The 24839-nt window shown below is 33.6% G+C and carries 21 protein-coding genes and 1 pseudogene; 13 read left to right on the forward strand and 9 right to left on the reverse strand.

All coding sequences use genetic code 11. From position 1 onward, the window contains the following. Nucleotides 1-93: 93 nt before the first annotated feature. On the reverse strand, nucleotides 94-1650 hold the full coding sequence (locus FND99_RS19840) for a hypothetical protein (protein ID WP_144339664.1): 1557 nt from the start codon (nucleotides 1648-1650) through the stop codon (nucleotides 94-96). A gap of 116 nt (nucleotides 1651-1766) precedes the next feature. On the opposite strand from FND99_RS19840, the gene FND99_RS19845 reads away from it, so the two are divergent. Then, nucleotides 1767-4154: a penicillin acylase family protein gene (locus FND99_RS19845; protein WP_144339665.1), complete on the forward strand. Its 2388-nt coding sequence runs from the start codon at nucleotides 1767-1769 to the stop codon at nucleotides 4152-4154. Between the two features lie 118 nt (nucleotides 4155-4272). Here the strand turns inward: FND99_RS19845 and FND99_RS19850 are convergent, their stop codons facing one another. The 4 genes and pseudogenes from FND99_RS19850 to FND99_RS19865 all read right to left on the reverse strand — a co-directional run bounded on the left by FND99_RS19850 (nucleotide 4273) and on the right by FND99_RS19865 (nucleotide 8631). Next, nucleotides 4273-4722 carry a hypothetical protein gene (locus FND99_RS19850; RefSeq protein WP_144339666.1) on the reverse strand — a complete coding sequence of 150 codons (450 nt, stop codon included), beginning with the start codon at nucleotides 4720-4722 and terminating at the stop codon, nucleotides 4273-4275. A gap of 151 nt (nucleotides 4723-4873) precedes the next feature. Further along, nucleotides 4874-6322: a serine hydrolase domain-containing protein gene (locus FND99_RS19855; RefSeq protein WP_144339667.1), complete on the reverse strand. Its 1449-nt coding sequence runs from the start codon at nucleotides 6320-6322 to the stop codon at nucleotides 4874-4876. 364 nt (nucleotides 6323-6686) lie between these two features. After that, a pseudogene (locus FND99_RS19860) lies at nucleotides 6687-7758 on the reverse strand (serine hydrolase domain-containing protein). A gap of 78 nt (nucleotides 7759-7836) precedes the next feature. Then, nucleotides 7837-8631 carry a helix-turn-helix transcriptional regulator gene (locus FND99_RS19865; protein WP_144339668.1) on the reverse strand — a complete coding sequence of 265 codons (795 nt, stop codon included), beginning with the start codon at nucleotides 8629-8631 and terminating at the stop codon, nucleotides 7837-7839. Between the two features lie 210 nt (nucleotides 8632-8841). Here FND99_RS19865 and FND99_RS19870 point away from each other — a divergent pair, with 210 nt between their 5' ends. Next, the gene (locus tag FND99_RS19870; RefSeq protein ID WP_144339669.1) at nucleotides 8842-10290 is read left to right on the forward strand and encodes a DUF1214 domain-containing protein; all 1449 of its coding nucleotides are present in this window, start codon (nucleotides 8842-8844) and stop codon (nucleotides 10288-10290) included. 62 nt (nucleotides 10291-10352) lie between these two features. Here the strand turns inward: FND99_RS19870 and FND99_RS19875 are convergent, their stop codons facing one another. Then, a complete protein-coding gene (locus FND99_RS19875) occupies nucleotides 10353-10946 on the reverse strand; it encodes a GNAT family N-acetyltransferase (RefSeq protein WP_144339670.1) in 594 nt (197 codons plus the stop codon). A 225-nt stretch (nucleotides 10947-11171) separates the two neighbouring features. On the opposite strand from FND99_RS19875, the gene FND99_RS19880 reads away from it, so the two are divergent. Continuing rightward, on the forward strand, nucleotides 11172-12515 hold the full coding sequence (locus tag FND99_RS19880; protein WP_144339671.1) for an FAD-dependent oxidoreductase: 1344 nt from the start codon (nucleotides 11172-11174) through the stop codon (nucleotides 12513-12515). Nucleotides 12516-12643: 128 nt separating this feature from the next. On the opposite strand, the gene FND99_RS19885 is transcribed toward FND99_RS19880, so the two are convergent. Then, complete coding sequence (locus FND99_RS19885) at nucleotides 12644-14161, reverse strand: helicase HerA-like domain-containing protein (RefSeq protein WP_144339672.1); 1518 nt, start codon at nucleotides 14159-14161, stop codon at nucleotides 12644-12646. Between the two features lie 379 nt (nucleotides 14162-14540). Between FND99_RS19885 and FND99_RS19890 the strand changes: the two genes are divergently transcribed. The 8 genes from FND99_RS19890 (at nucleotide 14541) to FND99_RS19925 (ending at nucleotide 21031) form a co-directional block, all read left to right on the forward strand. After that, entirely contained in the window at nucleotides 14541-15365 is an 825-nt protein-coding gene (locus tag FND99_RS19890) for a MotA/TolQ/ExbB proton channel family protein (protein ID WP_144339673.1), read from the forward strand. 58 nt (nucleotides 15366-15423) lie between these two features. Then, nucleotides 15424-16050 carry an ExbD/TolR family protein gene (locus tag FND99_RS19895; protein WP_144339674.1) on the forward strand — a complete coding sequence of 209 codons (627 nt, stop codon included), beginning with the start codon at nucleotides 15424-15426 and terminating at the stop codon, nucleotides 16048-16050. 19 nt (nucleotides 16051-16069) lie between these two features. After that, nucleotides 16070-16627 (forward strand): ExbD/TolR family protein, encoded by a 558-nt coding sequence (locus FND99_RS19900; protein WP_144339675.1) that lies wholly within the window; start codon nucleotides 16070-16072, stop codon nucleotides 16625-16627. Between the two features lie 35 nt (nucleotides 16628-16662). Then, nucleotides 16663-17463, forward strand: a complete 801-nt coding sequence (locus FND99_RS19905; protein WP_144339676.1) for an energy transducer TonB — start codon at nucleotides 16663-16665, stop codon at nucleotides 17461-17463. After that, nucleotides 17463-17693 (forward strand): hypothetical protein, encoded by a 231-nt coding sequence (locus FND99_RS20315; protein ID WP_133527309.1) that lies wholly within the window; start codon nucleotides 17463-17465, stop codon nucleotides 17691-17693. The genes FND99_RS19905 and FND99_RS20315 overlap by 1 nt, the downstream gene beginning before the upstream one ends. Before the next feature lies 1 nt (nucleotide 17694). Beyond that, on the forward strand, nucleotides 17695-18615 hold the full coding sequence (locus FND99_RS19915) for a PstS family phosphate ABC transporter substrate-binding protein (RefSeq protein WP_144339677.1): 921 nt from the start codon (nucleotides 17695-17697) through the stop codon (nucleotides 18613-18615). A 16-nt stretch (nucleotides 18616-18631) separates the two neighbouring features. Continuing rightward, entirely contained in the window at nucleotides 18632-20299 is a 1668-nt protein-coding gene (locus tag FND99_RS19920) for a tetratricopeptide repeat protein (protein ID WP_144339678.1), read from the forward strand. A 99-nt stretch (nucleotides 20300-20398) separates the two neighbouring features. Further along, nucleotides 20399-21031, forward strand: coding sequence for a 7-carboxy-7-deazaguanine synthase QueE (locus FND99_RS19925; protein WP_144339679.1), 633 nt, complete (start codon nucleotides 20399-20401; stop codon nucleotides 21029-21031). A 62-nt stretch (nucleotides 21032-21093) separates the two neighbouring features. Here FND99_RS19925 and FND99_RS19930 read toward each other — a convergent pair whose 3' ends face one another. Together FND99_RS19930 and FND99_RS19935 are read right to left on the reverse strand one after the other, a co-directional pair. Continuing rightward, nucleotides 21094-21639: a YfiT family bacillithiol transferase gene (locus tag FND99_RS19930; protein ID WP_144339680.1), complete on the reverse strand. Its 546-nt coding sequence runs from the start codon at nucleotides 21637-21639 to the stop codon at nucleotides 21094-21096. A gap of 20 nt (nucleotides 21640-21659) precedes the next feature. Continuing rightward, complete coding sequence (locus tag FND99_RS19935; protein WP_144339681.1) at nucleotides 21660-22367, reverse strand: class I SAM-dependent methyltransferase; 708 nt, start codon at nucleotides 22365-22367, stop codon at nucleotides 21660-21662. Between the two features lie 74 nt (nucleotides 22368-22441). Here FND99_RS19935 and FND99_RS19940 point away from each other — a divergent pair, with 74 nt between their 5' ends. Further along, entirely contained in the window at nucleotides 22442-22936 is a 495-nt protein-coding gene (locus FND99_RS19940) for a YkgJ family cysteine cluster protein (protein WP_144339682.1), read from the forward strand. Between the two features lie 108 nt (nucleotides 22937-23044). Beyond that, nucleotides 23045-24280: an ABC transporter permease gene (locus FND99_RS19945; RefSeq protein WP_144339683.1), complete on the forward strand. Its 1236-nt coding sequence runs from the start codon at nucleotides 23045-23047 to the stop codon at nucleotides 24278-24280. Nucleotides 24281-24839: the final 559 nt, after the last annotated feature.

A 24839-nucleotide genomic window follows, 5' to 3' on the forward strand; every position in this document is an offset into this window, starting at 1 on the left:
TGTTTTTGCAGTAATAAAAAACCAAACCTTTTATGAAAAAGATTTGGTTTTATCATAGAAATCGGAATGACAATATTACGCTGACACTTCATTTCATATCAAAATCTTCTTCAAAGACTCCGCAATATTTCTCCATAAAAAGTTGTAGAAAGATTTTTCCTGAATTCTTTCCACTTCAACATCGGCGGTTTTTGCTTTGTCATTTGAATCATTTTTTACAAATAAATTAGCGATTGCCGATTTCAGTTTGGCTTCTTTTTCAGGATCTTTCTTTTTGTATAATGTGACTTTTAAATCGTCGTAATCTAGAGAAGCATTTCCTTTCGAAACATTATCATTTCCGTAGAAATTAAATCGGTATTTGTTAAAAACTCCTGTAAATGAAGCATTCATATACGGTTTGCTGAATTGCCCCATCGCCCTGACATCAAAATTCGAAATCACGCCTTGAATATGAAAACCGTCGGTTTTATCTAGAACATTAAAACTCCAATCAACATCGAGCGGAGAAGTTTTCATAAAAGTACATTTCACTTTTATCTTAACATCGTTTGTTTTTTTTAAGCCAAAACCGCTACGCAGATTTGTAGCCTGCAAATTGAATTTGTCAAAAGTTAAAGTTCCCGGGCCTTTAGAAAAATCAATCTCTTCCTCATAAACGAGTTTCGATTTCAGAACTTTTAAAGTGTCAATTTGCAATGGGAATTTTAGATTTCGCAATAAATGATTGTATAGATATTTTTTGCTCAGATCGTCTTTTGGCAATTTGCTGCGGTAAATATTGGCATCAAAATGATTGATTACAAGTGAATTTGCTCTGAAATAAAAGCGATCATTTTTAAATCCCCAATCCATTTTTTCAACGTGAGCCGAATCAAATTTTAGTGTATAAATGTCTTTTTCTTTTTCAAGACGTTTTGTGAATTCGCGTCGGCTGAATTGCGGAATATTCGAGAAATTATTGATTTTTAGGAAGTTTTTCTCCGTACTTATTTTTCCAATATTGATATGATAAAACGAACTCGGACGATAAAATAAACTGTCGCAGACTAAAGCATAGGTTTTATATTGAAGGGGAATTTTTTCTTTTAAAGTAGCATCGGTTATTAAAATTCCTTCCAATTTCAGAATGATTTTTTTAATGCTGAAAATAGGTTTTTCAGTATCTAAAGAAACTACATCGACTGTTCCGTCATTTAAATAAATATTTGAAACGGCGATGATTTTTCGGAAAGGATCAACAATTTCAGTTTTAATGCTTTTGCTGTTATTAAGCAGTTTTTCGCCTTTTTTATATAAAATGACTCGTGGTCTGTTAATGATGATACTTTCGGCTTGAATAACATCTCGAAAAGCCAAATCCCAAATATTAAAATGTTTTATAGTGATGGATTCGATTTTGGAGAAAAGTCCATTTTTACTGTCTTTTGGTTCGTTTTTCGGATTTACCAATAAAGTCTCAGCATAGATGTTTCGAGAAAAAAGAGAGACTTCAATTTTTTCGTAATTGATATTATAGGCGGTTTTGTTTTTCTCGTGAATAATAATAGGAAGCTGTTTTTTTATCCAGTAATTCAAGCCGATATTGGCCAAAATCAAAAGAAGGAAAAGAGAAATGATACCAATTGCTATTTTTTTGTATATTGACATTTATAGTATTGATTTTAAATACATAAATTTAGGCTTTAAAAAAGGAGGAATATTACATTATTCTGCTTTTTGGTTACATCATTTTACAAACCTTATGTTTATACTTTTTGCAAAATATGAGAAGATTTAAAAAATTTCTGCTGGTTTTAGTAGTACTTATTGTTGTTCTTGCGATTGCTTTATGCGCTTATATTTTTCATTTAAAACCTAAATATGAAGGAGAATTACAGTTGAAAAATCTCCAAAAAGAAACTACAGTTTATTTTGATGAATTTGGAGTTCCTCATATTTATGCCGATTCTGAAAAAGATGCGATGACAGCACTTGGCTACGTTCACGCGCAGGAAAGATTATGGCAAATGGAATTGCTTCGCAGAATTGCGCCGGGAAGATTATCTGAGATCTTCGGATCGGTTGCGCTTAAAAATGATAAGTTTTTTGCCGGAATTGGCATTGAAGAAGCTTCGGCGAAAGCCATTGCCAAATTAGACAAAAACAGCGAAAGTTATAAATTGACGCAAGCCTATTTGGACGGAATCAATCAATATTTGGAAGAAGGCATAACGCCAATTGAATTTACGCTTGTTGGTGTTAAAAAAGAAAAATTTACTATTAAAGACGTTTACAATATTTTCGGATACATGTCTTTCAGTTTTGCAATGGCTCAAAAAACAGATCCGTTATTGACTGACATCCGTAATAAATATGGCGCCGAATATTTGAAAGATTTAGGAATAAATGGCGAATTCAACACAACGCAGCTTAAAAGCTCAAAAGAAAACATTGAGGAGTATACAGAAATTTCAAAATCGGTTGCTGCCTTATTGGACAAATCGCCAATTCCGCCTTTTATAGGAAGCAACAGCTGGGTTGCTGGACCACACAAAACAAAAAGCGGAAAAGTGATTTTTGCGAATGATCCACATATTGGATTTTCGCAACCTGCAACTTGGTACGAAGCGCATATTGTAACACCGAAACATGAATTGTATGGTTGTTATTTAGCCGGAACTCCGTTTCCGTTATTAGCGCACAATCGTGATTATGCATACGGTTTAACGATGTTTGAAAATGATGATATTGATTTTTATCAAGAAAAAAATAAAGTTGGAGACGCCAATCAATATCAAACTCCAAGTGGTTTTGCATCGTATGAAATCAGAAAAAAAACAATAAAAGTAAAAGATACTTCTGATGTTGTTATGACCATAAAGTCTAGCCGACACGGACCAATTATGAATGATTTATTGGAACATTTAGACAAGAAAAATCCAATTGCAATGTTGTGGACATACACGAATCAGCCAATTCAGATTCTGGATGCCGTTTATGGTCTTTCGCATGCAAAAAATAAAGAAGATTTTAAAAATGCAGTAAAACTAGTTGCGGCGCCAGGACTGAATGTGATGTATGGCGATGCCAAAGGAAATGTGGCTTGGTGGGCAACTGGAAAATTATATAAGCATAATGAAGGTGTAAATACGCATTTGATTTTAGATGGTACCAACGGAAAAGATGATATTACAGAATATTTAGATTTTTCTAAAAATCCATCGGCTGAAAATCCAAAATGGGGTTATGTATATTCGGCCAATAATCAGCCCGAAGTAATTGATGGGTATTTGTATCCAGGATATTATTTGCCAGAAGATCGTGCGAAAAGAATTTCTACTTTAATGGATGCAAAGTCTGATTGGGACAAGGAAGCAATCAGCAAGATGATTTATGATAATACTTCTGATGTTGCTGTTGGAACGGTGCAAAATTTGATTTCGAATATCGATTTAATTACAATTTCGAAAGAAGAAAAAGAAGCTGTAAATGTTTTGAAATCTTGGAAAGGAACAACAAATTTAGAAGATGTTGCGCCAACGATTTACAATAAATGGGTTTATCTGTACTTGAAAAATACTTTTGAAGATGAAATGGGCAAAGACAATTTTAATTTGTTTTTAGGTGTTTCTGTTGGAAAACAGGTTATCGCCAATCAAATTAAAAATGAAAATTCGGTTTGGTGGGATAATATCAATACTAAAAACGTAAAAGAAACTAGAAAGGATATTGTTTCAAAATCATTTCATGAAGCCATTAAAGCGCTTCAAACGCAGTTAGGAAATTCGATTCCGGAATGGAAATGGGAAAAAGTGCATACGGTAGAGCACGAACATCCGTTAGGGAAAATTGCGGCATTGCGAAAATTATTCAATGTTGGGCCTTTTGCTTCTCCGGGTTCAAATGAAGTAATCAATAATTTGTTTTTCGGATTTAATGAAGAAGGGAAATACTATGTAAAAGGCGGGCCTTCAACAAGAAGAATTGTGGATTTCTCAGATATTGAAAACAGCTGGAGTATTTTGCCAACAGGACAATCAGGAAATCCATTCAGCAAACATTATCACGATCAAGCAGAAATGTATAACGCCGGAAAATTCAGAAAAATGAAATTGAATAAAGCGGAAATTATAAAAACATCGACAAAACTGGTTTTGAAACCTAAGAATTAGTTTCAAGTTTCAGGTTTCAAGTTTTGGGCTTGTGCAATCTTTGTCAAAGTTTAAAACTTTGACAAAGATGTTGAGGCTAAAAAACTTAGAACCTTAGCAACTTAGAATCTTAGCATCTTTATTTAGAAATATACTTCCCTCGCACAATATCGTTGGCAAAAATATTTAAATTATTTGCGAGTGCTGCATTTGCGGTCATTACATTTTTAGTTTGGTAAGCGGTGTCTTTTTCGTAAGCTTTTAAAAGAGTTTCTAGCTCAACTTCATCATAAAATGCAAAAGCATTATAAATCGCATCTCTAAAATTTTTATAGTTGATGCTTTCTGTAATTTCCATAGATTTTTGTTCGTTCCAGCCTTCCTTGGCAGCAGCCTCATTTATTTTTGATAAGCAAAAATCAATAACATAAGTTTTGTAATGTGCCGCTTCGATGATTTTGTCAACAATAATTTTGTTTTGCTGCGTAGGCATTGCCGGTGGTGGAGGATTATTTTGCGATAAAGATTTAGCAGAAATAAACAGACATAAAAATGCCGATAGAAAGCGAAGCTTTTTTAGATTTTTCATAGGTTATTTTAGTTGTTTTTGGGTACGGCTAAAATAGTGTTTTTTATGACAAATCATCAAATTTGAATGTTACAAGTTATAACAAAAAAACGCTGATAAAACCGAATTTTAAATCGGCTTTATCAGCATTTTTAAGGAAAACTTTGATGGCTTATTTTTTAGAAAGCTCAGCTAAAACTTTTTTTCCGTTTTCATTCTTAGGATCAAGCTCAACCGATTTTGAGTAATTGGCAATTGCCAAATTTTTGTCGCCATCTGCTAAATAAGCTTCGCCCAAACTGTCATAAGTATTTCCGGATTTTGGAAAACTTTCAACATTAATTTTAAAAACTTCTATAGCTTCTTTTTTCTTTCCGGATTGTAATAATTGATAACCTACTCGGTTCATATCGCCTTCTTTAATGGCATAAGTTGGATCGTTTTTTAGTTTTTTATAGGTTTCTGTTCCTGCGACAGCGCCTTTTGTGGTATAAACATCCAATAAATCTAAAGCCAATGATTTTTTTGGCATATCGTATGGTTCGTTGTATAAAATAGCGCCAATTGCAGCGGTCATTTCGCCTAGAACAGTGCCTCCAGTATTATTCAAAAGAACGACTAAGTTTTTATCAGCAGGAACTCTTGCAATGTTGGTGTTGAACCCATTAATTCCGCCTCCGTGTTCAATAACTTTTAATTTGCTTTTGCCATTGTCAACCTCTTTAATTGACCAACCGTAACCATAAAAACCGTCCCAAGCTTTGATGTAAGGTTTGAACAACAATTCCATTGATTTTTCTGAAAGTAGTTTTGTTGTATAAAGGGCTTGATCCCAAAGGTATAAGTCTTCTACGGTTGAGTACAAAGAGCCCGCAGCATACGGAATACTCATATCGATAAAAGAGGCGTTGGTTAAATTTTTGCCATCTTTTTCATATCCAGCGGCTCTGTTTTTTATAATTAGATCGCTATGATCATACCCAGTATTGACCATTTTCAAAGGCGTCAGAATGGTTTCTTGCAAATATTGCTCATACGTTTTTCCTGTGATTTTTTCGATAATATAACCTAACAAGAAGTAACCAGAATTACTATAATTGAATTTTTCGCCAGGAGTAAATTCCAACGGAAGACTTGAAAATGTTTTTACAAATTCTTGTGGCGTTGCAGGATTTCGGCTCTTGTCTCTAAGGAAATTTGGAGAAGCCGTATAATTCGGAATTCCGGAAGTATGCGTCAATAAATTATGAATCGTGATTTTATCGCCCGTTTCTTTTGGATAATCTGGCAAGTAAGTGGTAATTGGAGCGTCTAGTTTCAATTTTCCTTCTTCGGCTAATTTTACAATTAAGAGTGCCGTGAATTGTTTGGTAATAGATCCTAATCTAAATTTTGTATCCGACTGATTCGGTATATTCCATTCAAAATTTGCGGAACCAAAGCCTTTTTTAAAGATTACTTTTCCGTTTTCAGCAACTAAAGCCGAACCGTTAAATTGCCCATATTCATTGTATTTAGCTAAAAGCTGTTCGATTTTTTGAGCTTTGGTTTGTGCAAAAGTGTTGAGCGAAGAAAGCTGTAGAATGGCACAAAGAAGAATTAGTTTGATTGCGTTTTTCATAATGATTGCTGATTATGGGTTTTGGATTAATAAATGATTCGTTTTTGATTGATGATTGAAACTTCTAATGATTAGATCGTCAATAAATTATATCGAAAGTACGTTTTTATATCGGTCTAAAATTGATGTGTCTAAATTGTTAGACGATCGATTTGCTTTTTGGTTTCAAGAACAATCAGTTTTTTTCATTTTATTTTAACCAAAACGAATCTGAGCATAAACTTAAAATGGTTTTTAGCGGTTTATGCTCCTAACTAACGATTCGTTTTTAGCTTGCAATCATTAATTTTTATTTATACAATTTTGCTTAAAAGCATAAGTATCAAAATAATTATTTTAACCATTGGTTTTGCAATTAATGTTTTTATTTTGTTTCAATGTCAATGAGTTTTTGCCCGTTTTCACCTAAATAATGAAGAAGCAATTTTTCATAAACTTTATAACCATCATCGACATTGGTGAAAATTAGCAGACCTTGTTTTGTTTTCGGAAGCAAAAAGAAAAGCGTCTGAACACCTTGATCTGCGCCACCGTGCGAAAGTGCATATTCGCCGTTTCCAAAATCATAAATTTCAAGACCCAAACCAAAGTATTTATTTGCTTTTGCTTGTTTTACTTGATGCGCATTCATTTCGTCGAATACTTTTTTGCTCAAGCCGTCGCTGCTCAAAACACTGCACAAAAATGTACTGTAATCTTGAATAGTCGTTAGTAAGTCATCGGCGGCGTTTGCGGTTTTGTTTTTTACGGGTTCATAAGGATTTGCGTTTTTGTCATAATTTATGGCGTATCTCGAAATGTCTACTTTTTCGTTCCAGATAAATTGCGTCTCATTCATTTTCAATGGTTCAAAAATTAATTCTGAAGCCAATTGATTTAAGGTTTTATTGAATTTCTTTTCCAAAGCTTTTCGCAGATATTCCATTCCCTCGCCAGAATATTGATATTGCGTTCCGGGTTTGAATTTAAAATCTAGTTTTCCTGATTTGTTCATGTATCGCCAATTAGGAAAACCAGTTTGATGACTTAAAATGATTCTTGTGGTTAAGAGTTTTGTATTCGGATCATTTGCAATATCTGGATCTGTCCAATATTTGTAAAGTGGTTCGTCAAGATCCCATTTCCCTGCGCTTACATTTTAAAGCCGTAATTGCGGTTACCGGTTTTGTTAAAGAAGCTACGTTCCAAAGTGTGTTGTACGGTGCCGGAACACCTTTTTTGAGTTCGCCAAAAACTTTTATCTGTTTTAGTTTTCCGTCGGCAATTATTCCGATTCCTAAAGTTGGGATATTATTCTCTTTGAGCCATTTTTCGGTTTCTTCTTGTTTGTCAAAAAGACTGTTTTTTTCTTCCTGCGAAAATCCTTTTTGAATGCTGAAAAATAAAATTCCAACTAAAAAGATTTTTAGATAAGATACATGATTGATGATTTTCATTTTGATATTTGATTGATGATGAATGATTTTGCAAAACTACGGGAATCAAAATTATCAAAATTGTACAAAAGCGAAATCTTATCTTTTTTGTGAAAGAAAGTACGAATCGGGGTTAAACGTTTTTGGAGTTGTTTTGGTAACGTCTTTGAATTTTTTTATAAAATGCGATTGATCAAAATACTTGTTGTAAAGCGCAATATCTGTCAGTTTTAATTTTTCTAAATCAGAAGTGATCATTTGATCGACCGATTTTCTGAATTTCAGAATCTGAATGTATTTTTTGATCGTCAATCCAGTTGCGTTTTTAAATTTAATCTGCAACAATCGCTGAGAAGAATTTAGCGCCGAACTGATTTCTGAAACTGAAATATCTTCCTCTCTAATTTTAATGATTTCACAGATCTTTTCAATTGCATTTTTCTCCGAATGTAAAAAGGCTAATTCTTCAAAATAAGCATTAATCGTATTTAATATAACTTCAATTTCGGCATCAATTTGAATTTGAAAAGGAAGTTCTTCAGGATTAATTTTGATAATCGAATCGGTAAAATTGCTCAAATCATATCTCGGAAACATCGAAAGCGTCCAAGTATGCAATTGAATGATAGAAACTTTAGTTTTTGGTTGAATATTCACCAAAACTTTATTGGTCATTTGCGAACAAAAGTAAATGCCTTCGTTCATTTCATATTTGTTTTTGCTCGTATGAACTTCAATTGCATTTCCAAAAACAACGGCAAGATTAAAACAGCCGTTTGGCAAAACGAGTTTGTTTTTAATCAGGCTTTCGCCGATGCTGTTGTCTAAACACCAAATTTTATTGACGAACCTTTCCGCTTTTTGAGATACGTAATGTTCTGAGTAGAGGTTCATTTAGTCAAAATTAAAATTTGAAAAATTAGTATGTGTTATTTTATTTCAAATTTAATTCAAAATGATCGAAAAAAAAGGTGTTTGCTAAATGTAAAAATGGTTTCATTTTAAAAAGTGAAACATGCTTTAAAGATTTGAATAAGAGTTTTTTTTTGTGATTACTTACTTTTGATTGGGTTTTTATTTATTATCAATTTTACACCTATTGCCATGAAAAAAAGCATTTCATATCTATTTTTATTGCTGTTGTTAACAACAGCTTGCAAAAAAGAAGAGAAAACAGGAACAGTATCTAATCAGACTGAAACAACATCACAAACTGTATTTCAGCCTCAAAATATAAAAGAGAAAATACAGTACCAAAGAGCTGTTGAAGCTGCTATTTGGGGAATTCCGGCGGTTAATTTCCAGCTCATGTACAAGGAAATGGAAAAACTCCATGGGTCTTATAATCAAATTGTTTATTGGCCAGGATTATTGAATTGGAAAAATCAAACGTTGACTCCTAATCAAGATGTTATTTATCTGATGCCTTTTTTTAATACCGAAAAAGGTCCTGTAGTTCTGGAAATTCCGCCAGCAGATAATGGTGTTTTTAACGGAAGTGTGATGAATTTCTGGCAAGGAGCTATTGAAGATGTCGGTCCCGGCGGTGTGGACAAAGGCAAAGGAGGAAAATATATTATTCTGCCTCCTGGATACGATAAAGCGAAAATTCCTTCAGGCTACATTATAATGCAGTCAGATACGTATCGCGGTTACGCACTCTTGCGTTCTGTACTCAAAAGCGGTAGCGACGCAGATGTAAAAGCAGCTGTTGATTATAGCAAACAAGTAAAGCTTTATCCTTACTCAGAAGCTTCAAAATCACCGCAAACAATATTTGTTGACGCATCAAAAGAGGTTTATGATTCTTCTATTAAATATGATGATAGTTTTTATTCAACGTTAAATGAAATTGTACAGCAAGAACCTTTCTTGGAACGCGATCGAGCAATGATTGATCCTTTAAGAACTATTGGAATTGAGAGAGGTAAAAATTTTAGTCCAGATGCAAGAACTAAAGAAATATTTAAGGCAGCTGTGAATGAAGCAAGAGATTGGCTCATATTTAACTATGAAAATGTTAAGCCTTTTTATTCGGGAGCAAATTGGTTTTTTCCTGCTGATAAAGAAAACGTAATGAGTGTTAAAAGTTCTTTTCAAATAAAAGAAATTTATCCAATTGACAATAGGGGAGTTTGTTATATGATTGCTTTTTTTAGTGCAAAACATCTAGGAGAATCTCAATATTATCTTATGACAGTAAAAGATAAGGACGGCAATTTGTTAAATGGAAATACTTCTTATAAAGTAACGGTTCCTGCAAATGTACCTGTCAAACAATATTGGTCGATGACGGCATACAATAGAGAAACGCATACTTATATTAGAAATGTAAAATGGGCTGGACGCTCATCACAAACACCTGGAATCAAAAAAAATACTGATGGAACCGTTACATTATATTTTGGGCCTAAACCTCCGCCTGAAGGAGAAAGCAACTGGGTTCCAACAGATCCAAAAGGAAGTTTTGAAATATTAGCAAGATTTTATGGACCAACACCAGCTTTGTTTGACCAATCTTGGAAATTGAATGATGTAGAAAAGGTTAATTAGTTTTAAAATAAAGATTTGATTTTAAACCCAGCTAAAAGGCTGGGTTTAATTTTAGGATATGATTAAACGAATTCCGAGAAATATCCTTTTTTAGTATTTTCCCATTCCTCCAAAATAATACTATAATAAACGTCATCTTTACTTTTTCCTTCAGAATCGACATAATTGTTTCTAAACAAACCTTCTTTTAGAGCACCTAGTTTTTCAATTGCTTTTTGTGATCTTAAATTTTCAAGATCGGCGCTGAATTGGATTCTTCTAAACTGAATACTTTCAAAGCCAAATTTCAACAATTCATATTTACACGCCTTGTTTAATCCGGTTCCTTGAAAGTCTTTTCCATACCAAGTCCAGCCAATTTCACATTTTTGGCTCGCGTGATTCAAATAGCCATAACGCGTACTTCCGGCAACTCTGTTTGTGGCTTTATCTATAAGAAGGAACGGATAACAAATTCCGTCCGCTTTTTGTTTTAAAGTGTTTTGAATGTAATTTTCGAAATCTTGGTCGGTTCGAACATACATTCCCATATATTTCCAGATTTCGTCGTCAAAAATTATTTCTTTGAGTTCGATGTTTCTTTCGTGTTCAAAAGGAAGCAATAAAACTTTTTCGTTTTCTAGAGTGATTTGTGATTGTAATAATTCGCTCTTCATATTTTTTTTATTTAAATGATGTAATTCTAAAACAAAGCTAATTGTTTAATTTTTTCAAATAAATCAATAAAAATAACATTTTGTTATATTTTCAAAAACACTAGCAATTCTAAAAAGGAGAATTATAAATTGTTGAGAGTCGTAAGCTGTAAATAATTCACTTATTTTAAATCTTATCTATAATTATTACTTATTTTTACGACCTTATATATTAGATTTTCCCTGATGCAAACTTCACTCAAAATTGCTGTTGTAGGTTCTGGACTTGTAGGATCACTATTGGCAATTTATCTTAAAAAAGCCGGCCATACCGTTCATGTATATGATCGAAGCCCTGATATTCGCAAAATAAATTTCTCTGGACGTTCTATAAATCTTGCTATGTCTAATCGTGGCTGGAAAGCGTTAGATGCTGTTGGTGTTGGCGATTCGGTTCGTGAAATTGCAATTCCGATGGATAAACGTGCGATTCATTTGGTGGATAAACTGAATTTTCAGAATTACGGACAAGAAGGCGAATCGATTTATTCGATTTCGAGAGGAAAGTTGAATCGTAAAATGATCGATCTTGCAGAAGAAGCAGGAGCGGAGTTTCATTTTGAGCAGAAAATTTGGGATGTAACTTTGAGTGATGCGACTTTGCACATTGGCGAAAGCGAAAGAGGCGAGTGGGAGGAACGAAAATATGATATGGTTTTTGGTGCCGATGGCGCTTTTTCGAGAATCCGCCACAGAATGCAACGCCAAAGCATGTTCAATTATTCGCAGGAATTTTTGAATATGGGATATAAGGAATTAAATATTCCGGCAAACGCAGATGGAACACATAAATTAGATAAAAATTCATTTCATATTTGGCCAAGAGGCGAGTATATGTTAATTGCGCTTCCTAATCTTGACGGAAGTTTTACCTGTACTTTATTTATGCCTTTTGAAGGACAGAATTCTTTTGAATCCTTAACCGACCGAAAAATGGTGGAAGATTTCTTTGAGAAAAATTTCCCAGATTCTATTGAAGTGATTCCGGAACTGGCAAATGATTTCTTTAAGAATCCAACAAGTACATTGGTAACGATGAAGTGTTTTCCGTGGACTTTTGAAGATAAAATTGCTTTGATTGGTGATGCCTGTCATGCTATAGTTCCGTTTTACGGGCAAGGTATGAATGCAGGTTTTGAGGATATTACGGTTTTGAACGAAATGATTGAAAAGTACCAAGACGATTGGAAAAAGATCTTTACCGAATATCAGATCTCAAGAAAACCAAATGCCGATGCCATTGCAGAGCTTTCGTATCGCAATTTTATGGAAATGAGCACTAAAACTGCCGATGAAAAATTCTTATTGCAAAAGAAAATAGAAAAGGTTTTCTCAGACAAACATCCTGACAAATGGATTCCGCTTTATAGCCGAGTTACTTTCAGCGATCGCCCTTATGCAGAAGCTTTGGCAATTGGTGATTTCCAAAACGGAATTATGGAAGAGGTTTTGAAGCTTGAAAGCATTGAAACGATTTGGGATACACCAGTGGTTGAAAATAAAATTCTGGAATTGTTGGAGAAAAGATAAAATTTTGTAAACCATATAAGTGATATAAGTTCATTTAATAAATATAAACCCGACAGGTTTTTAAAACCTGTCGGGTTTACTATTGTTACGCAAACCATTTTAAATGTACTTATATGGTTTTATTTTTTTTATTTTTTGAAGATTTTGGTTAGTACACCAAAAACGCCTCGAATAAATGTAGCACTTGTTACTACTTTTAAAACCGATTTTCCAACAACGCTTGCGGTACTTGGTTCCGTTTTTGAAGATTTTGATGGCGCTTGTTCTTCCTGTTCGGTTGCAGCTTGGGTTGCTTCTTCAATTTTTTTAGTTAGAATTTCGTAAGCGCTTTCACGATCAATTTCTTCACTGTATTTTTTAACCAATTTTGATTTTCCGTTGATTTCTTCGATTTCATCAGCAGTTAAAATATCCATACGACTCATAGGTGCGCGCATCATGGTTGCCACGAGCGGCGTCGGAATTCCTTTTTCATTTAATGCCGTTACAAGTGCTTCGCCGATTCCTAAACTTGTAAGCAATTCATCTGTTTTATAATAATCAGATGTTGGGTAATTGTCAGCTGTTTTTTTAATTGCTTGACGATCATTTGCTGTAAAAGCTCTAAGTGCATGCTGAATTTTTAAACCTAATTGCGCCAAAACACCACTCGGAACATCCATTGGGTTTTGTGTTACAAAATAAACACCAACACCTTTTGAACGAATCAACTTTACAATCGTTTCAATTTGTTCTAATAATGCTTTGCTGGCTTCATTAAAAATCAAATGCGCTTCGTCAATAAAAATTACTAATTCCGGTTGTTCAGCATCACCTTTTTCGGGCATTTTTTGATAAATTTCCGCTAAAAGACTTAACATGAAAGTCGAGAATAATTTTGGTTTGTCTTGAATATCCGTCAAGCGGATGATATTTACGTAGCCTTTTCCGTTTTCATCAATTCGCATTAAGTCGTCAGTTTCAAAAGATAATTCGCCAAAAAACAAATCACCTCCTTGCTGCTCGAGTTCGATAATTTTTCGAAGAATAGTTCCTGTAGTTGCGGTTGAAATTTTTCCATAACTGGCCGCGATTTCGTCTTTGCCTTCTTCAGTAATATAATTTATAACTTTTTTAATGTCTTTTAAGTCAAGTAGAGGCATTTGCTTGTCGTCGCAATATTTAAAGATAACTGCTACTACGCCTGCCTGAGTATCATTTAAATCCAAAATTCTTGAAAATAAAACAGGGCCAAATTCAGAAACCGTAGCGCGCAAGCGAACTCCGTTTTGTTTAGATAACGACATCAGTTCAACAGGAAATGAAGCTGTATTATAAGGAATATTCATTTTGGCGTGGCGCTCTGTAATAAAACTTTGTTCTACGCCTTCTTTTGCAATACCGCTAAAGTCTCCTTTAATATCCATCATTAAAACGGGAATTCCTGCATTTGAAAGCTGTTCAGAAAAAACCTGAATTGTTTTTGTCTTTCCAGTTCCTGTCGCACCAGCAATTAATCCATGGCGGTTTAAGGTTTTCAATGGTATTTTTACATGAGCTTCGGGAATTGCTTCTCCATCCAGCATTGCGCTTCCTAAAGTGATGCTGTCACCTTTTGAAAGATAGCCATTGTTTATGTCTTGAATGAAATTATCTTTTTTATTCATGTTTTTATTTGTAATTTAGATGATTATAAGAGTTTTGCTTCGTTTTTTAACAATTGGCGGGTCTTTTTTTATTAGGAAAATGCATTTTTTGATTGAAAATGATATAAAAAAAATATTCGCAGCTTTTTAAGAAGATTTCAATGGATTAATTGAATATTTACTAAAACGTTGTAATTTTTTTACTATTCGACCTTTTTTTTGTTTTATCAAAAAAATGATGTCAGCAATTTAATGAGATATTTTTTAAATTGACGTTAAATTTCCTTGAATAAAATTAAAAAAAGTTTTTTTATTTAAACTAAACGTATAAATTTGCTCCTCTACAAGTTAAATATAACTAAAAAATAAAAATTATTTAAAACTATTAAAATTAAAAAAAATGGCAAACGTTAAAGTTAAAAAAGAAAGCACTTCAAATGGAGGAGGAATGATTACTGGAATCATTATTGCAGCGTGTATCATTGTTGGGGTGTTTATTTGGAAAGTAATCATGGGGTCTCCTGCAAACTTTGAAGGAGGAAATCCTGAAACAGGTCACCCAATCAATACTCTTGGTATGGTATATAAAGGAGGATTCATTGTACCAGTATTGTTAGGTATGTTTTTAATGGTTGTTGTTTTTTCTATTGAAAGATTCATTGTTATCGGTAAAGCAGCTGGAAAAGCTAACTTAGATAAATTCATGAAAGGTGTTCAGGCAAGTATTAAAGAAGGAAACATCGAAGGTGCTATCGCTTCTTGTGACAAACAACAAGGTTCAGTTGCAAACGCAATTAAATCTGCTTTGATTAAATACCAAGACGTTAAAAAAGAAGGATTCAACAGCGAGGAAGCTTCTGAAGTAATCCACAAAGAAATCGAAGAGGCAACTTCATTAGAAATGCCAATGTTAGAGAAAAACATGACTATCATCTCTACTTTAGTATCTTTAGGTACATTAGGAGGATTGTTAGGAACTGTATCTGGTATGATTAAAGCGTTTGGTGCGTTAGCTTCTGCTGGTACTCCTGACCAAGCTGCTCTTGCAACAGGTATCTCTGAGGCACTTATCAACACTGCAACAGGTATCTCTACTTCAGTTATGGCTATCATTTCTTACAACTTCTTTACTGCTAAAATTGACGATTTAACTTACTCTATCGATGAGGCTGGTACTACTATCGTTAATACTTACAGAAAATTCAGAGGAAGTTTAAGACAATAATTAATTTTTGATATTGATAATTAAAGTTATTAATTATATCAAAATAAAATAAAAGATAATGGCTAAAATAAAAATGAAAAAGAAGTCAACATCGACAGATATGACTGCCATGTGTGATGTTGCGTTCCTTTTGCTTACGTTCTTTATCTTGACCGCTACTGCTAAAGTGCCAGAAGCACTTCCTGTAGATATGCCTGCTTCTACTGTTCAAAGTAAATTACCAGATTCAGATTTGGCAATTATTACAATAGGTAAAGGCAAAGACGGGAAAAGTAAAGTGTTTTTTGACATCAAAGGAAGAGAGATCCGTAAAAGGACTCTTGAAGGAATTGGTGCAAAATTCGGCGTGAACTTTTCTGAAGATGATAAAGCTAAATTTGCTTTAATGGATGACTTCGGTGTTCCAGTAACAGGTTTAAAGCAAATCATCGATATGAAAGGTGCTGATAGAGCTAAAGCAAATCAACCTGGAATTCCAATCGATTCTTTAGATAATCAATTGAAAGAATGGCTTCTTGTTTCAAGAAGAGCTGCAATTGATCTTGATGATAAAGAATTGCAGATTGCGATTAAAGGAGATGCTAAAGAACAATATCCGCAAATCAAAAAGATTATGGATATTTTACAAGATCAGAAAATCAATTCCTTTAACTTAGTTACAGGTACGAGAGGAAAAGACTTTTAATTAAAAAAGATACACTAAAATGGCTGAATTAAATACCGGCGACGGTGGTGGCGGAAAAGGTGGCAAAGTAAGAAGTAAAAAGCAAAATTCGAAAGTCGATTTAACGGCGATGGTGGATTTGGCATTCTTATTGATCACATTCTTTATGCTAACTACATCGTTGTCAAAACCAAAATCGATGGATTTGTCATTGCCAGATAAAGATGATGACCCTACTAAGAATAAAGATATCAAAGTAGATGAGAATCGTACGATGACAGTGATGTTAGGTGAGAACAATAAGATGGTTTACTATATGGGACTATTAACGTCGCCAATTGCGGGACCTAAAGATATTGCATATGGTAAAGATGGGATTCGTAGAGAAGTTCTTAATAGAAAAAAATCTGTTTTAGAATATTCTGCAGCTCAAGGAAAACCTAAAAATGGAATTATCGTTATTATTAAACCAAGTAAAAAGTCAACTTACAAAAATTTAGTTGATATGTTGGATGAAATGGCGATTGCTGGAGTTGATACGTACGCAATTGTTCCTGAGTTTAGTCCTGAGGAAACAAAATTGATAGATAAACAATAGTTTGTCTTGTTTGAACATCCTAATAATCAAGAAAAATGAAATTAGATATTATAAAAAATCAGTGGCTTGATATCGTATTCGAAGGACGTAATAAGATATATGGTGCATATGAGTTAAGAAAATCGAACAGCAAAACTACGGTTAAGGCGCTTATCATAGGTTCGGTTATTTTTGGCTTTGCTGTAGCAGCTCCTCTTATTGCTAGCTTCTTGCCAAATTCTGGTGACGATGAAGCGAATACAGATATTAAGATCGCTACTGTTAAATTACCTCCAAAGAAAAAAGAAGAGGTAAAACCAAATGAACCGCCACCACCACCACCACCACCAAAAGTGGATCAGGTGAAGTTTGTGAAGCCGGTTGTTGCTAAAGCAAATGAAGTTACTGAAGATCCACCAAAAATTGAGGATCTTAAGGACAAAAAAGTTGGTTCTGAAACTATCAAAGGAGATCCAGATGCAGTTTTAACTGTTGATGAACCAGTAGGTACTGGAACTGCTGCAGTAGTAGAAGAAGATAACCAAGTATATAACACAGCTGGTATCGAAGTAAAACCAGATTTCCCTGGAGGAATTGATAAATTCTACAAATTCGTAGGAAATAACTATAAGACTCCAGAAGAAGAAGGTTTAAAAGGTAAAGTTTACGTTACGTTTGTAGTTGAAAAAGACGGTTCATTAACCGACATTAAAGTTTTAAGGGATATCGGTTACGGTACAGGAGCAGAAGCAATTCGTGTTCTTAAAAAATGTCCAAAATGGACTCCTGGCGAGCAAAATGGTAAAAAAGTTAGAGTACTTTACTCTCTGCCTATTACTATTCAATCTGCAGAATAATGTTAAAAGATATGCTTAATAATATTCAGAAGAAATCGCTCAAAGAGCGATTTCTTCTTGTTTTAGGAATACTGTTTTTTTTAATATATCTTGTGCTCGGTTTAATGATTATGTTCTGGGAAAAACTTCCTTTGGATATGGAGCCTAAATACAGATATGCTTTTGGAGGATTGCTGATAGTATATTCTGCAATACGTTTCCTGAGATTAATTAATTCTAATACGGATTAGTATGTTGAAATATAGTAAAGTTTTTGGTTTGATTGCTTTTGTCTTTTTGTTTGCCATGTGCAACCAAAAAAGCAAGAACGGGTCAAAAGAAACAATTTTAAAAGGGTCTATTGATGTTACGGTCGATGAAACTGTAAAACCAATTGTTGATGATCAGGTTGCTGTTTTTGAAGGAACTTACTATGATGCTAAAATTACAGTTAAGCCCAAATCAGAAGTTGAACTTATCAATGATTTGTTAAATCAAAAAGCAAAAGTTGTGGTTACAGCGCGCAATTTGACTGCTGACGAACTTAAAAGGTTTGAAAAAAGTAAAATTAACCCTAGAGTTACTCCTTTTGCAACTGATGCGATAGCTTTAATTTCAAACAAAAACAATAATGATACTTTAATTGCGTTGAAATCTGTAATCGATTTTATGCAAGGAAAGAAAGATTCGGGAATTAAAGGACTTGTTTTTGATAATCCAAATTCTAGTACAGTTCGCTACATGAAGCAATTGGCTAAAGTGAATGAAATTCCTGCAAACGGAGCATTTTCTTTTAAAACGAATGATGAAGTTATTAAATTTGTGTCTGAAAACGATGGAATGATTGGTATTGTTGGTGTTAATTGGCTTTATCAGCCTTCTCCTAATATGATTGAAACAATAAAAAAAATTAATGTTTTAAGTGTAAAAGGATTAAACGGCAGTGAGTACTATAGCCCTACGCAAACTGACATCGCATTGAAGAAATATCCTTTGGCACGTGATTTGTTTATTATAAACTGTCAAGGATATAATGGTTTAGGTATGGGACTTGCTTCATTTATGGGAGGCGAGATCGGACAAAGAATTGTATTAAAATCTGGTTTAATGCCAGTTCGAACTCCTAGCAGAAAACTTAATATTAGAACACAACTTTTAAAAGATAAAGAATAAATTAATTACGATAAAGATGAATAAATTTAAAATTTTTAGTCTTGCTTTGGTTGCTTCAGCTTCTGTTGCAAACGCGCAAGATATCAAAGAAGCAAAAAAGGCAATCGATGCTGAGCAATTTCAAAAGGCAAAAACATTGCTTAAGTCAATCATCAAAGCGAAACCTTCTGATGGTGAGGCTAATTTTGTTCTAGGAAACATTTATTTAAATCAGAGTGTTGTCGACTCAGCTAAGATTTACTATTTAAATGGTTTAGAAGCAGCAGATAGAAAAAACCTTAATTATATTGGATTAGGTCAAATCGATCTTGATAATAAGAATGCAGCTTCGGCTCAGGCTAATTTTGGTTTAGCTACTAAAGATATGAAGCGTAAGGATGTTGATGAGTTTATCTATATTGGTAAAGCTTACACAAACTCAAATAATCCTGATTATAATAGTGCGATCACTAGTTTAAAACGTGCTTTAGCAATTGAACCTCAAAACGCAACTGCTTTATTGGCAATTGGTGATGCTTATTACGGAGCTAACAATCAAAACGAAGCTTACAAAGCATATCGTGATGCTTTTACTGCTGATCCAACACTTTTGAGAGCTAAAATGCAATTAGGTGTTTTGCTTAAAGGTGCAAAATCATATGATGAAGCTATTAAAGCATTCAATGAGGTTATCGCATTAAATGCAAGTTATGGTCCAGTTTACAGAGAATTAGCTGAAACATATTACAAATGGGCTAGAAATAAGCCTTCGACTTCAAAAACGAACTTACAGAACGCTATCACAAACTATGAGAAATACTTAAGTTTGACAGATTACTCTTTAGATTCTAAAATGCGTCACGCAGATTTCTTGATCTTGGTTAAAGATTACAAAAGTCTAGAAACTGTTGCAAACAAAATGATTGCTGAAGATAAAGTTAATCCTAGAATCTACAGATATTTAGGATATTCTGCATACGAAAATGGAAATATTGATGTAGCTCTTAAATCATTGCAAGATTATGTGAAAACTCCAACTAATAAAATTATCGCTAAAGATTATTTATACTTAGGATTTGCAAAAATTAAAAAAGGTACTGGAGCTGATGGTGTAGTAGAAGCTTCTGCTTTTGATGCTGGATTAGCTGATATCAAGAAAGCGGTTGAAATGGAGCCATTAGCAGTAGAAGATCTTGGAGATTTTGGTAAAGAATTGTTTACTAAGAAACAATACAACCAAGCAGCTGCTATTTATGAATTAAGCACAACTAATACAGAGCAGAAAAATTATTTGAATGACAATGTGTATTATGGTATTTCACTTTACTATGCAAATGCAAATAAAGCAAACGGAGCTGTTGATGCTGCTGCATTAACTAAAGCTGATGCTGCTTTTGATAGAGTTCTTGTAGCTTCTCCAACATATGATGAGGCTTATTTATACAAAGGGAGAATCAACAGCTTGTTAGAGAAAGATGATTTAATTATCAAAAACTACGAAGAGTACATTACTAAAACGACTGCAAAAGGTGCTGAAGAATTAGCGAAACCTGCAACAGTTAAAAAAATAGTTGAAGCTTACAACAGTATTGGTGCAGCTTATGCTAATACAGATAAAGCTAAAGCAGTTGAATATTTCAATAAATCTTTAGTTTTAGATCCAACAAATGCTTACGCAACTCAGTCTGTGAAAGCTTTAAAATAATATAAGTTATCTAACTAATTATAAAACCGACAGTTCATTAAACTGTCGGTTTTTTTGTTCCGTTTAGAAATGACTATCTTTGCACTTTAAAATTGAATAATGTTAGCAAAAGAAATACAATTAGAAGTTAATAAAGGAGCAATGTTGCCTTTAATGGAAGAATTTTACACTATTCAAGGTGAAGGTTTTCATACAGGGACTGCGGCATACTTTATTAGAATTGGAGGATGTGATGTGGGTTGTCATTGGTGTGATGTGAAAGAAAGCTGGAATGCTGAATTGCATCCGCCAACTAGCATTGAATTAATTGTGAAGAATGCTTCAACTTATGCAGATACAGTTGTGGTAACCGGTGGAGAGCCGTTAAGTTGGGACATGACTTTACTTACCCAAAAATTGAAAGAAAAAAATCTTAAAGTGCATATTGAAACATCAGGAGCATATCCGCTAAGTGGAACTTGGGATTGGATTTGTCTTTCTCCAAAAAAAAATAAATTGCCAACCCAAACGGTTTACGATAATGCCGATGAGTTGAAAGTGATTATTTATAATAAACATGATTTTATTTTTGCCGAAGAGCAAGCTGAACTTGTAAATGATAATGCTATTTTGTTTTTACAGCCAGAGTGGAGCAAAAAGGAAGAAATGACACCATTGATTGTTGATTATGTAATGAATAATCCAAAATGGCGTGTTTCGCTGCAAACGCACAAGTATTTGAACATACCATAAAAACAAAAATCTCTTCAATTGAAGAGATTTTTGTTTTTATGAGTTAATTGAGGTTGAATTTTTTAATCCCAGTTTTTTAATTTCTTTAAATTGGTAATATGGGCCAAGTGGTGATTGGAATGCCAAGCATACATTCCAATAATTCTTTTTAATTGAAGCTCAGAATTATTTTCTGGATGAATAAAAGATTTTTCTAAATCGCTATCAGGTAGATTTTTTAAAAGATATGCGATTCTAAAATGAAGTCCGCTTAATAGATCTAGTGTTGGTTCTATAGGCATTGTTAAGTTGTCGGGTAGATCGCACCAAAGAGCTTCGTCATATGCTTTTATAACAGGATTATTTTCCGTTAAAGCCCATTTGATTCTGATAAAGCAGTTCATATGGCTTTCAGCGCAATGATGAATAACTTGACGAACCGTCCAGCCTCCTGGGCGATACGGTGTATCAAGTTGTTCGTCATTTAAAAGGATAGTTTCTTTTTTTAGCCTTTCAGGGAAAGAGGCTATTTCTTCAATTTTATTTAGGATGTATTCTGATGAATAATTATCAGGAATTACAAATTTTCCAATTGGATATTTTAATTTTTCTAAATCTAGTTCTTCCATTTTTCTATCATGTTTGTTTTTTAGATTGAAAGTTTAGCTAAATAATCGTAGTGTTCTCCTTCTAAAATCATTTCGCATTTTAATCCGTTTGCAATAGCCGCATTTTGCAATGTATTATAATCTAGATAGAGCCAATCAAACGATTCTTCTTTTTCTCCTTTATAAGAAATAGTAAAAGTTAATTCTCCATAATATTTATCGCTTGACGGAATCCATTTGCCACCATCCTCATCTTCGTCAAACATATATATGATATCTGAACTGTCAATTAAAATTTGACCACCAGGATTTAATAATGATTTTAATTTGGATAAATATTGGTTGCAGTTGTCAAGTTTTCCAAAAATTCCAGTTCCATTCATTAATAAAAGAATTGAGTCGAATTTTTCTCCTTCAAAATCTAGGATGTTTTGAACTTTTGCATTCTTTACTCCGCGTAAAAAGCAAGTTTCGATTGCTTTTTCTGAAATATCTATCGAAGTCACATCTAAATTGCGATCATTTTGAAGAGAAAGACTATGGCTTCCGGCACCACATCCGACATCTAAAATTTTGCCGAAAGACAATTGCAGTGCTTTTTGTTCTAATTTCGGCATTTCATTGTAAGAGCGAAATAAATAGGCAATACTCATTTCATCTTCTTCGGAAATTGAAGTTTCAGTTATAATATCTTCAGGCGTATTATTGGTTTGGAAATCGAACATTGCTTTCCCAAAAAGATCTTTCATTGTAATTTAGTTCAAAGATTAAGGTTTCAAGTTTAAAGTTGTTTAATTTTGCAAATCAACTTTAAATTTTAAACTTGAAACAAATTTTAAACAACTTAAATAAGTTAGCCAAAGATAAGCATATCGAAAACAAAAAGTATTTTGATAAGCTTAAAAAGAAACAGCCTAAAAATTTAGACTATGTAATGCAGGATTTGCACGACGCGGAGTTTAAAAAAACAGACTGTCTACAGTGTGCCAATTGTTGTAAAACGACTGGACCGTTATTTACTTTGGCTGATATTGAAAGAATTTCAAAATCTTTTAAGCAAAAGCCACAGCAGTTTATAGAACAGTATCTCCGAATTGATGAAGATAACGATTATGTACTGAAAAGTGTTCCCTGTACTTTTTTGGACAATGAAAATTATTGCATGATTTATGATGTTCGTCCAAAAGCATGTCGCGAATTTCCACATACGGATCGGAAGAAGTTTTATCAGATTACAGATTTGACTTTAAAAAACGTCGCAATATGTCCAGCAGCATATAATATTGTTGAGGAAATGAAAAAGAAACTTCCATTATAAGAAATTCAAATATTTCATAATTGTTTTTTGAGGCAATTCGAATATGGTTTTTTAAATGTATTTTTGAAAAAACAAACAGAACGTATTATCAATATTAATAGTATTAGATTGAATTTAGAATATTTTATAGCCAAAAGACTTATTACTGCCAAAGATTATAAAAGCAGCATTTCGGCGCCTATTATTAAAATTGCGATTTCGGCAATAGCAATTGGTATTATTATGATGTTGGTTTCTGTGGCAACTGGAATCGGATTGCAGCAAAAAATCCGTGACAAAATCTCTGCTTTCAATGGTCAGGTGATTATATCAAATTTTGATAATAATAATTCTGAGGTGACTTTGGTGCCAATTTCTAAGAAACAGGATTTTTATCCCAATTTTAAATCAGTTCCAGAAGTTAGCCATGTTCAGGCCATAGCAAGTAAAGCTGGAATTATACGAACGGCAAATGCATTCGAAGGAATTATATTTAAAGGTGTGGGTGCCGATTATGATTGGAGCAATATAAAAGAGTATCTAGTTGAAGGGAATTTGCCAGATTTTTCAAAATCGGTGAATGAAGAGGTTATCATTTCACGATTTCTTGCAGATCGCCTTAATTTAAAATTAGGGGACAGTTTCAATACCTTTTTTATTAAAGAAGAACAAGGTAAATTGCCAAATAGCCGCCGATTTAAGATTGCAGGTATTTTTAGTTCAGGCTTTCAGGATTTTGATGCTACTTATATAATAGGTGATATTCGTCATATACAGCGAATCAATAAATGGACTCCAGATCAAGTTGGTGCTTTTGAAGTTTTTGTAAACGATTTTACAAAGATAAAAGAAACAGGGAATCAAATTTATGAAGCAACCTCGTCAAGTTTGGATACTAAAACTATAATTGAAAAATACAGTTACATTTTTGATTGGCTGCAGCTTTTTGATTTTAATATTGTAGTTATTCTAGGAGTTATGATTTTGGTTGCTACAATTAATATGGTAGTAGCTCTTTTGGTTCTTATTTTAGAGCGTACCCAAATGATTGGAATTTTAAAATCATTAGGTGCAAATAACTGGACAGTTCGAAAGATTTTTTTGTACAATGCCTTCTATTTAATAATTAGAGGATTGTTTTGGGGGAATCTTATCGGGATTTCAATATTGCTTATTCAGCAGCAATTTGGAGTTGTTCATCTCAATCCCGAAAATTATTATGTGAATCAAGCACCAGTATATTTAAATTGGGGTTATGTAATAGCATTAAATTTATTGACAATCGTAATTTGCTTCCTAGTATTATTGATTCCTTCCTATTTAATAACAAAAATATCTCCTGTCAAAGCAATTCGCTTCGATTAATTTTATATTTAAAAGATATTCCGCAACCCGACAGGTTTCCAAAACCTGTCGGGTTTATTTTTATATATAATATATGTATAAGTTTTTTTTTTTTTGCATCCCAATTTTCCGTAGAGGCGCACAGCAGTGCGTCTCATGTGCATCGCAAATCATACATATATAATAGTATATAATTTGTAAGGCTGATCGGAGTCGAAGTCCTTTTTTGAAAGAGATGTATTTGTAATTTTAAGGAGCTATTCCCGCTATCCGCTTCACACGAGCGATAGCGAACTGACGAAGTAATCTTTTGTGTCTCCCGAAGCCTCGGGGCCGGCACAAAAGGATTTTCTCCCGTCCCGATACTTCGGGATCGGGACTATCGGGGCTAGGACATCGGTTTCCAGAAGAGATTTCATGGAAGAAAAAGGCATTTCAGAAGAAAAACTTGGCGCCTCTGCGTCTCTGCGTGATCAATATCGGCGGAGAGGAAGGCTTTGAAGTTTGTTTTCTCCTCAGAAACTGGCCTGAAGAAGTAAAAATTCATCAAAATAGAAGAGCAAAACAGAACGCCAAATGA

Source organism: Flavobacterium daemonense (genome assembly GCF_007341385.1).
In the GTDB taxonomy this organism is placed as follows: Bacteria; Bacteroidota; Bacteroidia; order Flavobacteriales; family Flavobacteriaceae; genus Flavobacterium; species Flavobacterium daemonense.

Coding starts and splice junctions, on each gene's coding strand:
- FND99_RS19840 (WP_144339664.1), bottom strand. CDS start 1,650: ATGTCAATATACAAAAAAATAGCAATTGGTATCATTTCTCTTTTCCTT.
- FND99_RS19845 (WP_144339665.1), top strand. CDS start 1,767: ATGAGAAGATTTAAAAAATTTCTGCTGGTTTTAGTAGTACTTATTGTT.
- FND99_RS19850 (WP_144339666.1), bottom strand. CDS start 4,722: ATGAAAAATCTAAAAAAGCTTCGCTTTCTATCGGCATTTTTATGTCTG.
- FND99_RS19855 (WP_144339667.1), bottom strand. CDS start 6,322: ATGAAAAACGCAATCAAACTAATTCTTCTTTGTGCCATTCTACAGCTT.
- FND99_RS19865 (WP_144339668.1), bottom strand. CDS start 8,631: ATGAACCTCTACTCAGAACATTACGTATCTCAAAAAGCGGAAAGGTTC.
- FND99_RS19870 (WP_144339669.1), top strand. CDS start 8,842: ATGAAAAAAAGCATTTCATATCTATTTTTATTGCTGTTGTTAACAACA.
- FND99_RS19875 (WP_144339670.1), bottom strand. CDS start 10,946: ATGAAGAGCGAATTATTACAATCACAAATCACTCTAGAAAACGAAAAA.
- FND99_RS19880 (WP_144339671.1), top strand. CDS start 11,172: ATGCAAACTTCACTCAAAATTGCTGTTGTAGGTTCTGGACTTGTAGGA.
- FND99_RS19885 (WP_144339672.1), bottom strand. CDS start 14,161: ATGAATAAAAAAGATAATTTCATTCAAGACATAAACAATGGCTATCTT.
- FND99_RS19890 (WP_144339673.1), top strand. CDS start 14,541: ATGGCAAACGTTAAAGTTAAAAAAGAAAGCACTTCAAATGGAGGAGGA.
- FND99_RS19895 (WP_144339674.1), top strand. CDS start 15,424: ATGGCTAAAATAAAAATGAAAAAGAAGTCAACATCGACAGATATGACT.
- FND99_RS19900 (WP_144339675.1), top strand. CDS start 16,070: ATGGCTGAATTAAATACCGGCGACGGTGGTGGCGGAAAAGGTGGCAAA.
- FND99_RS19905 (WP_144339676.1), top strand. CDS start 16,663: ATGAAATTAGATATTATAAAAAATCAGTGGCTTGATATCGTATTCGAA.
- FND99_RS20315 (WP_133527309.1), top strand. CDS start 17,463: ATGTTAAAAGATATGCTTAATAATATTCAGAAGAAATCGCTCAAAGAG.
- FND99_RS19915 (WP_144339677.1), top strand. CDS start 17,695: ATGTTGAAATATAGTAAAGTTTTTGGTTTGATTGCTTTTGTCTTTTTG.
- FND99_RS19920 (WP_144339678.1), top strand. CDS start 18,632: ATGAATAAATTTAAAATTTTTAGTCTTGCTTTGGTTGCTTCAGCTTCT.
- FND99_RS19925 (WP_144339679.1), top strand. CDS start 20,399: ATGTTAGCAAAAGAAATACAATTAGAAGTTAATAAAGGAGCAATGTTG.
- FND99_RS19930 (WP_144339680.1), bottom strand. CDS start 21,639: ATGGAAGAACTAGATTTAGAAAAATTAAAATATCCAATTGGAAAATTT.
- FND99_RS19935 (WP_144339681.1), bottom strand. CDS start 22,367: ATGAAAGATCTTTTTGGGAAAGCAATGTTCGATTTCCAAACCAATAAT.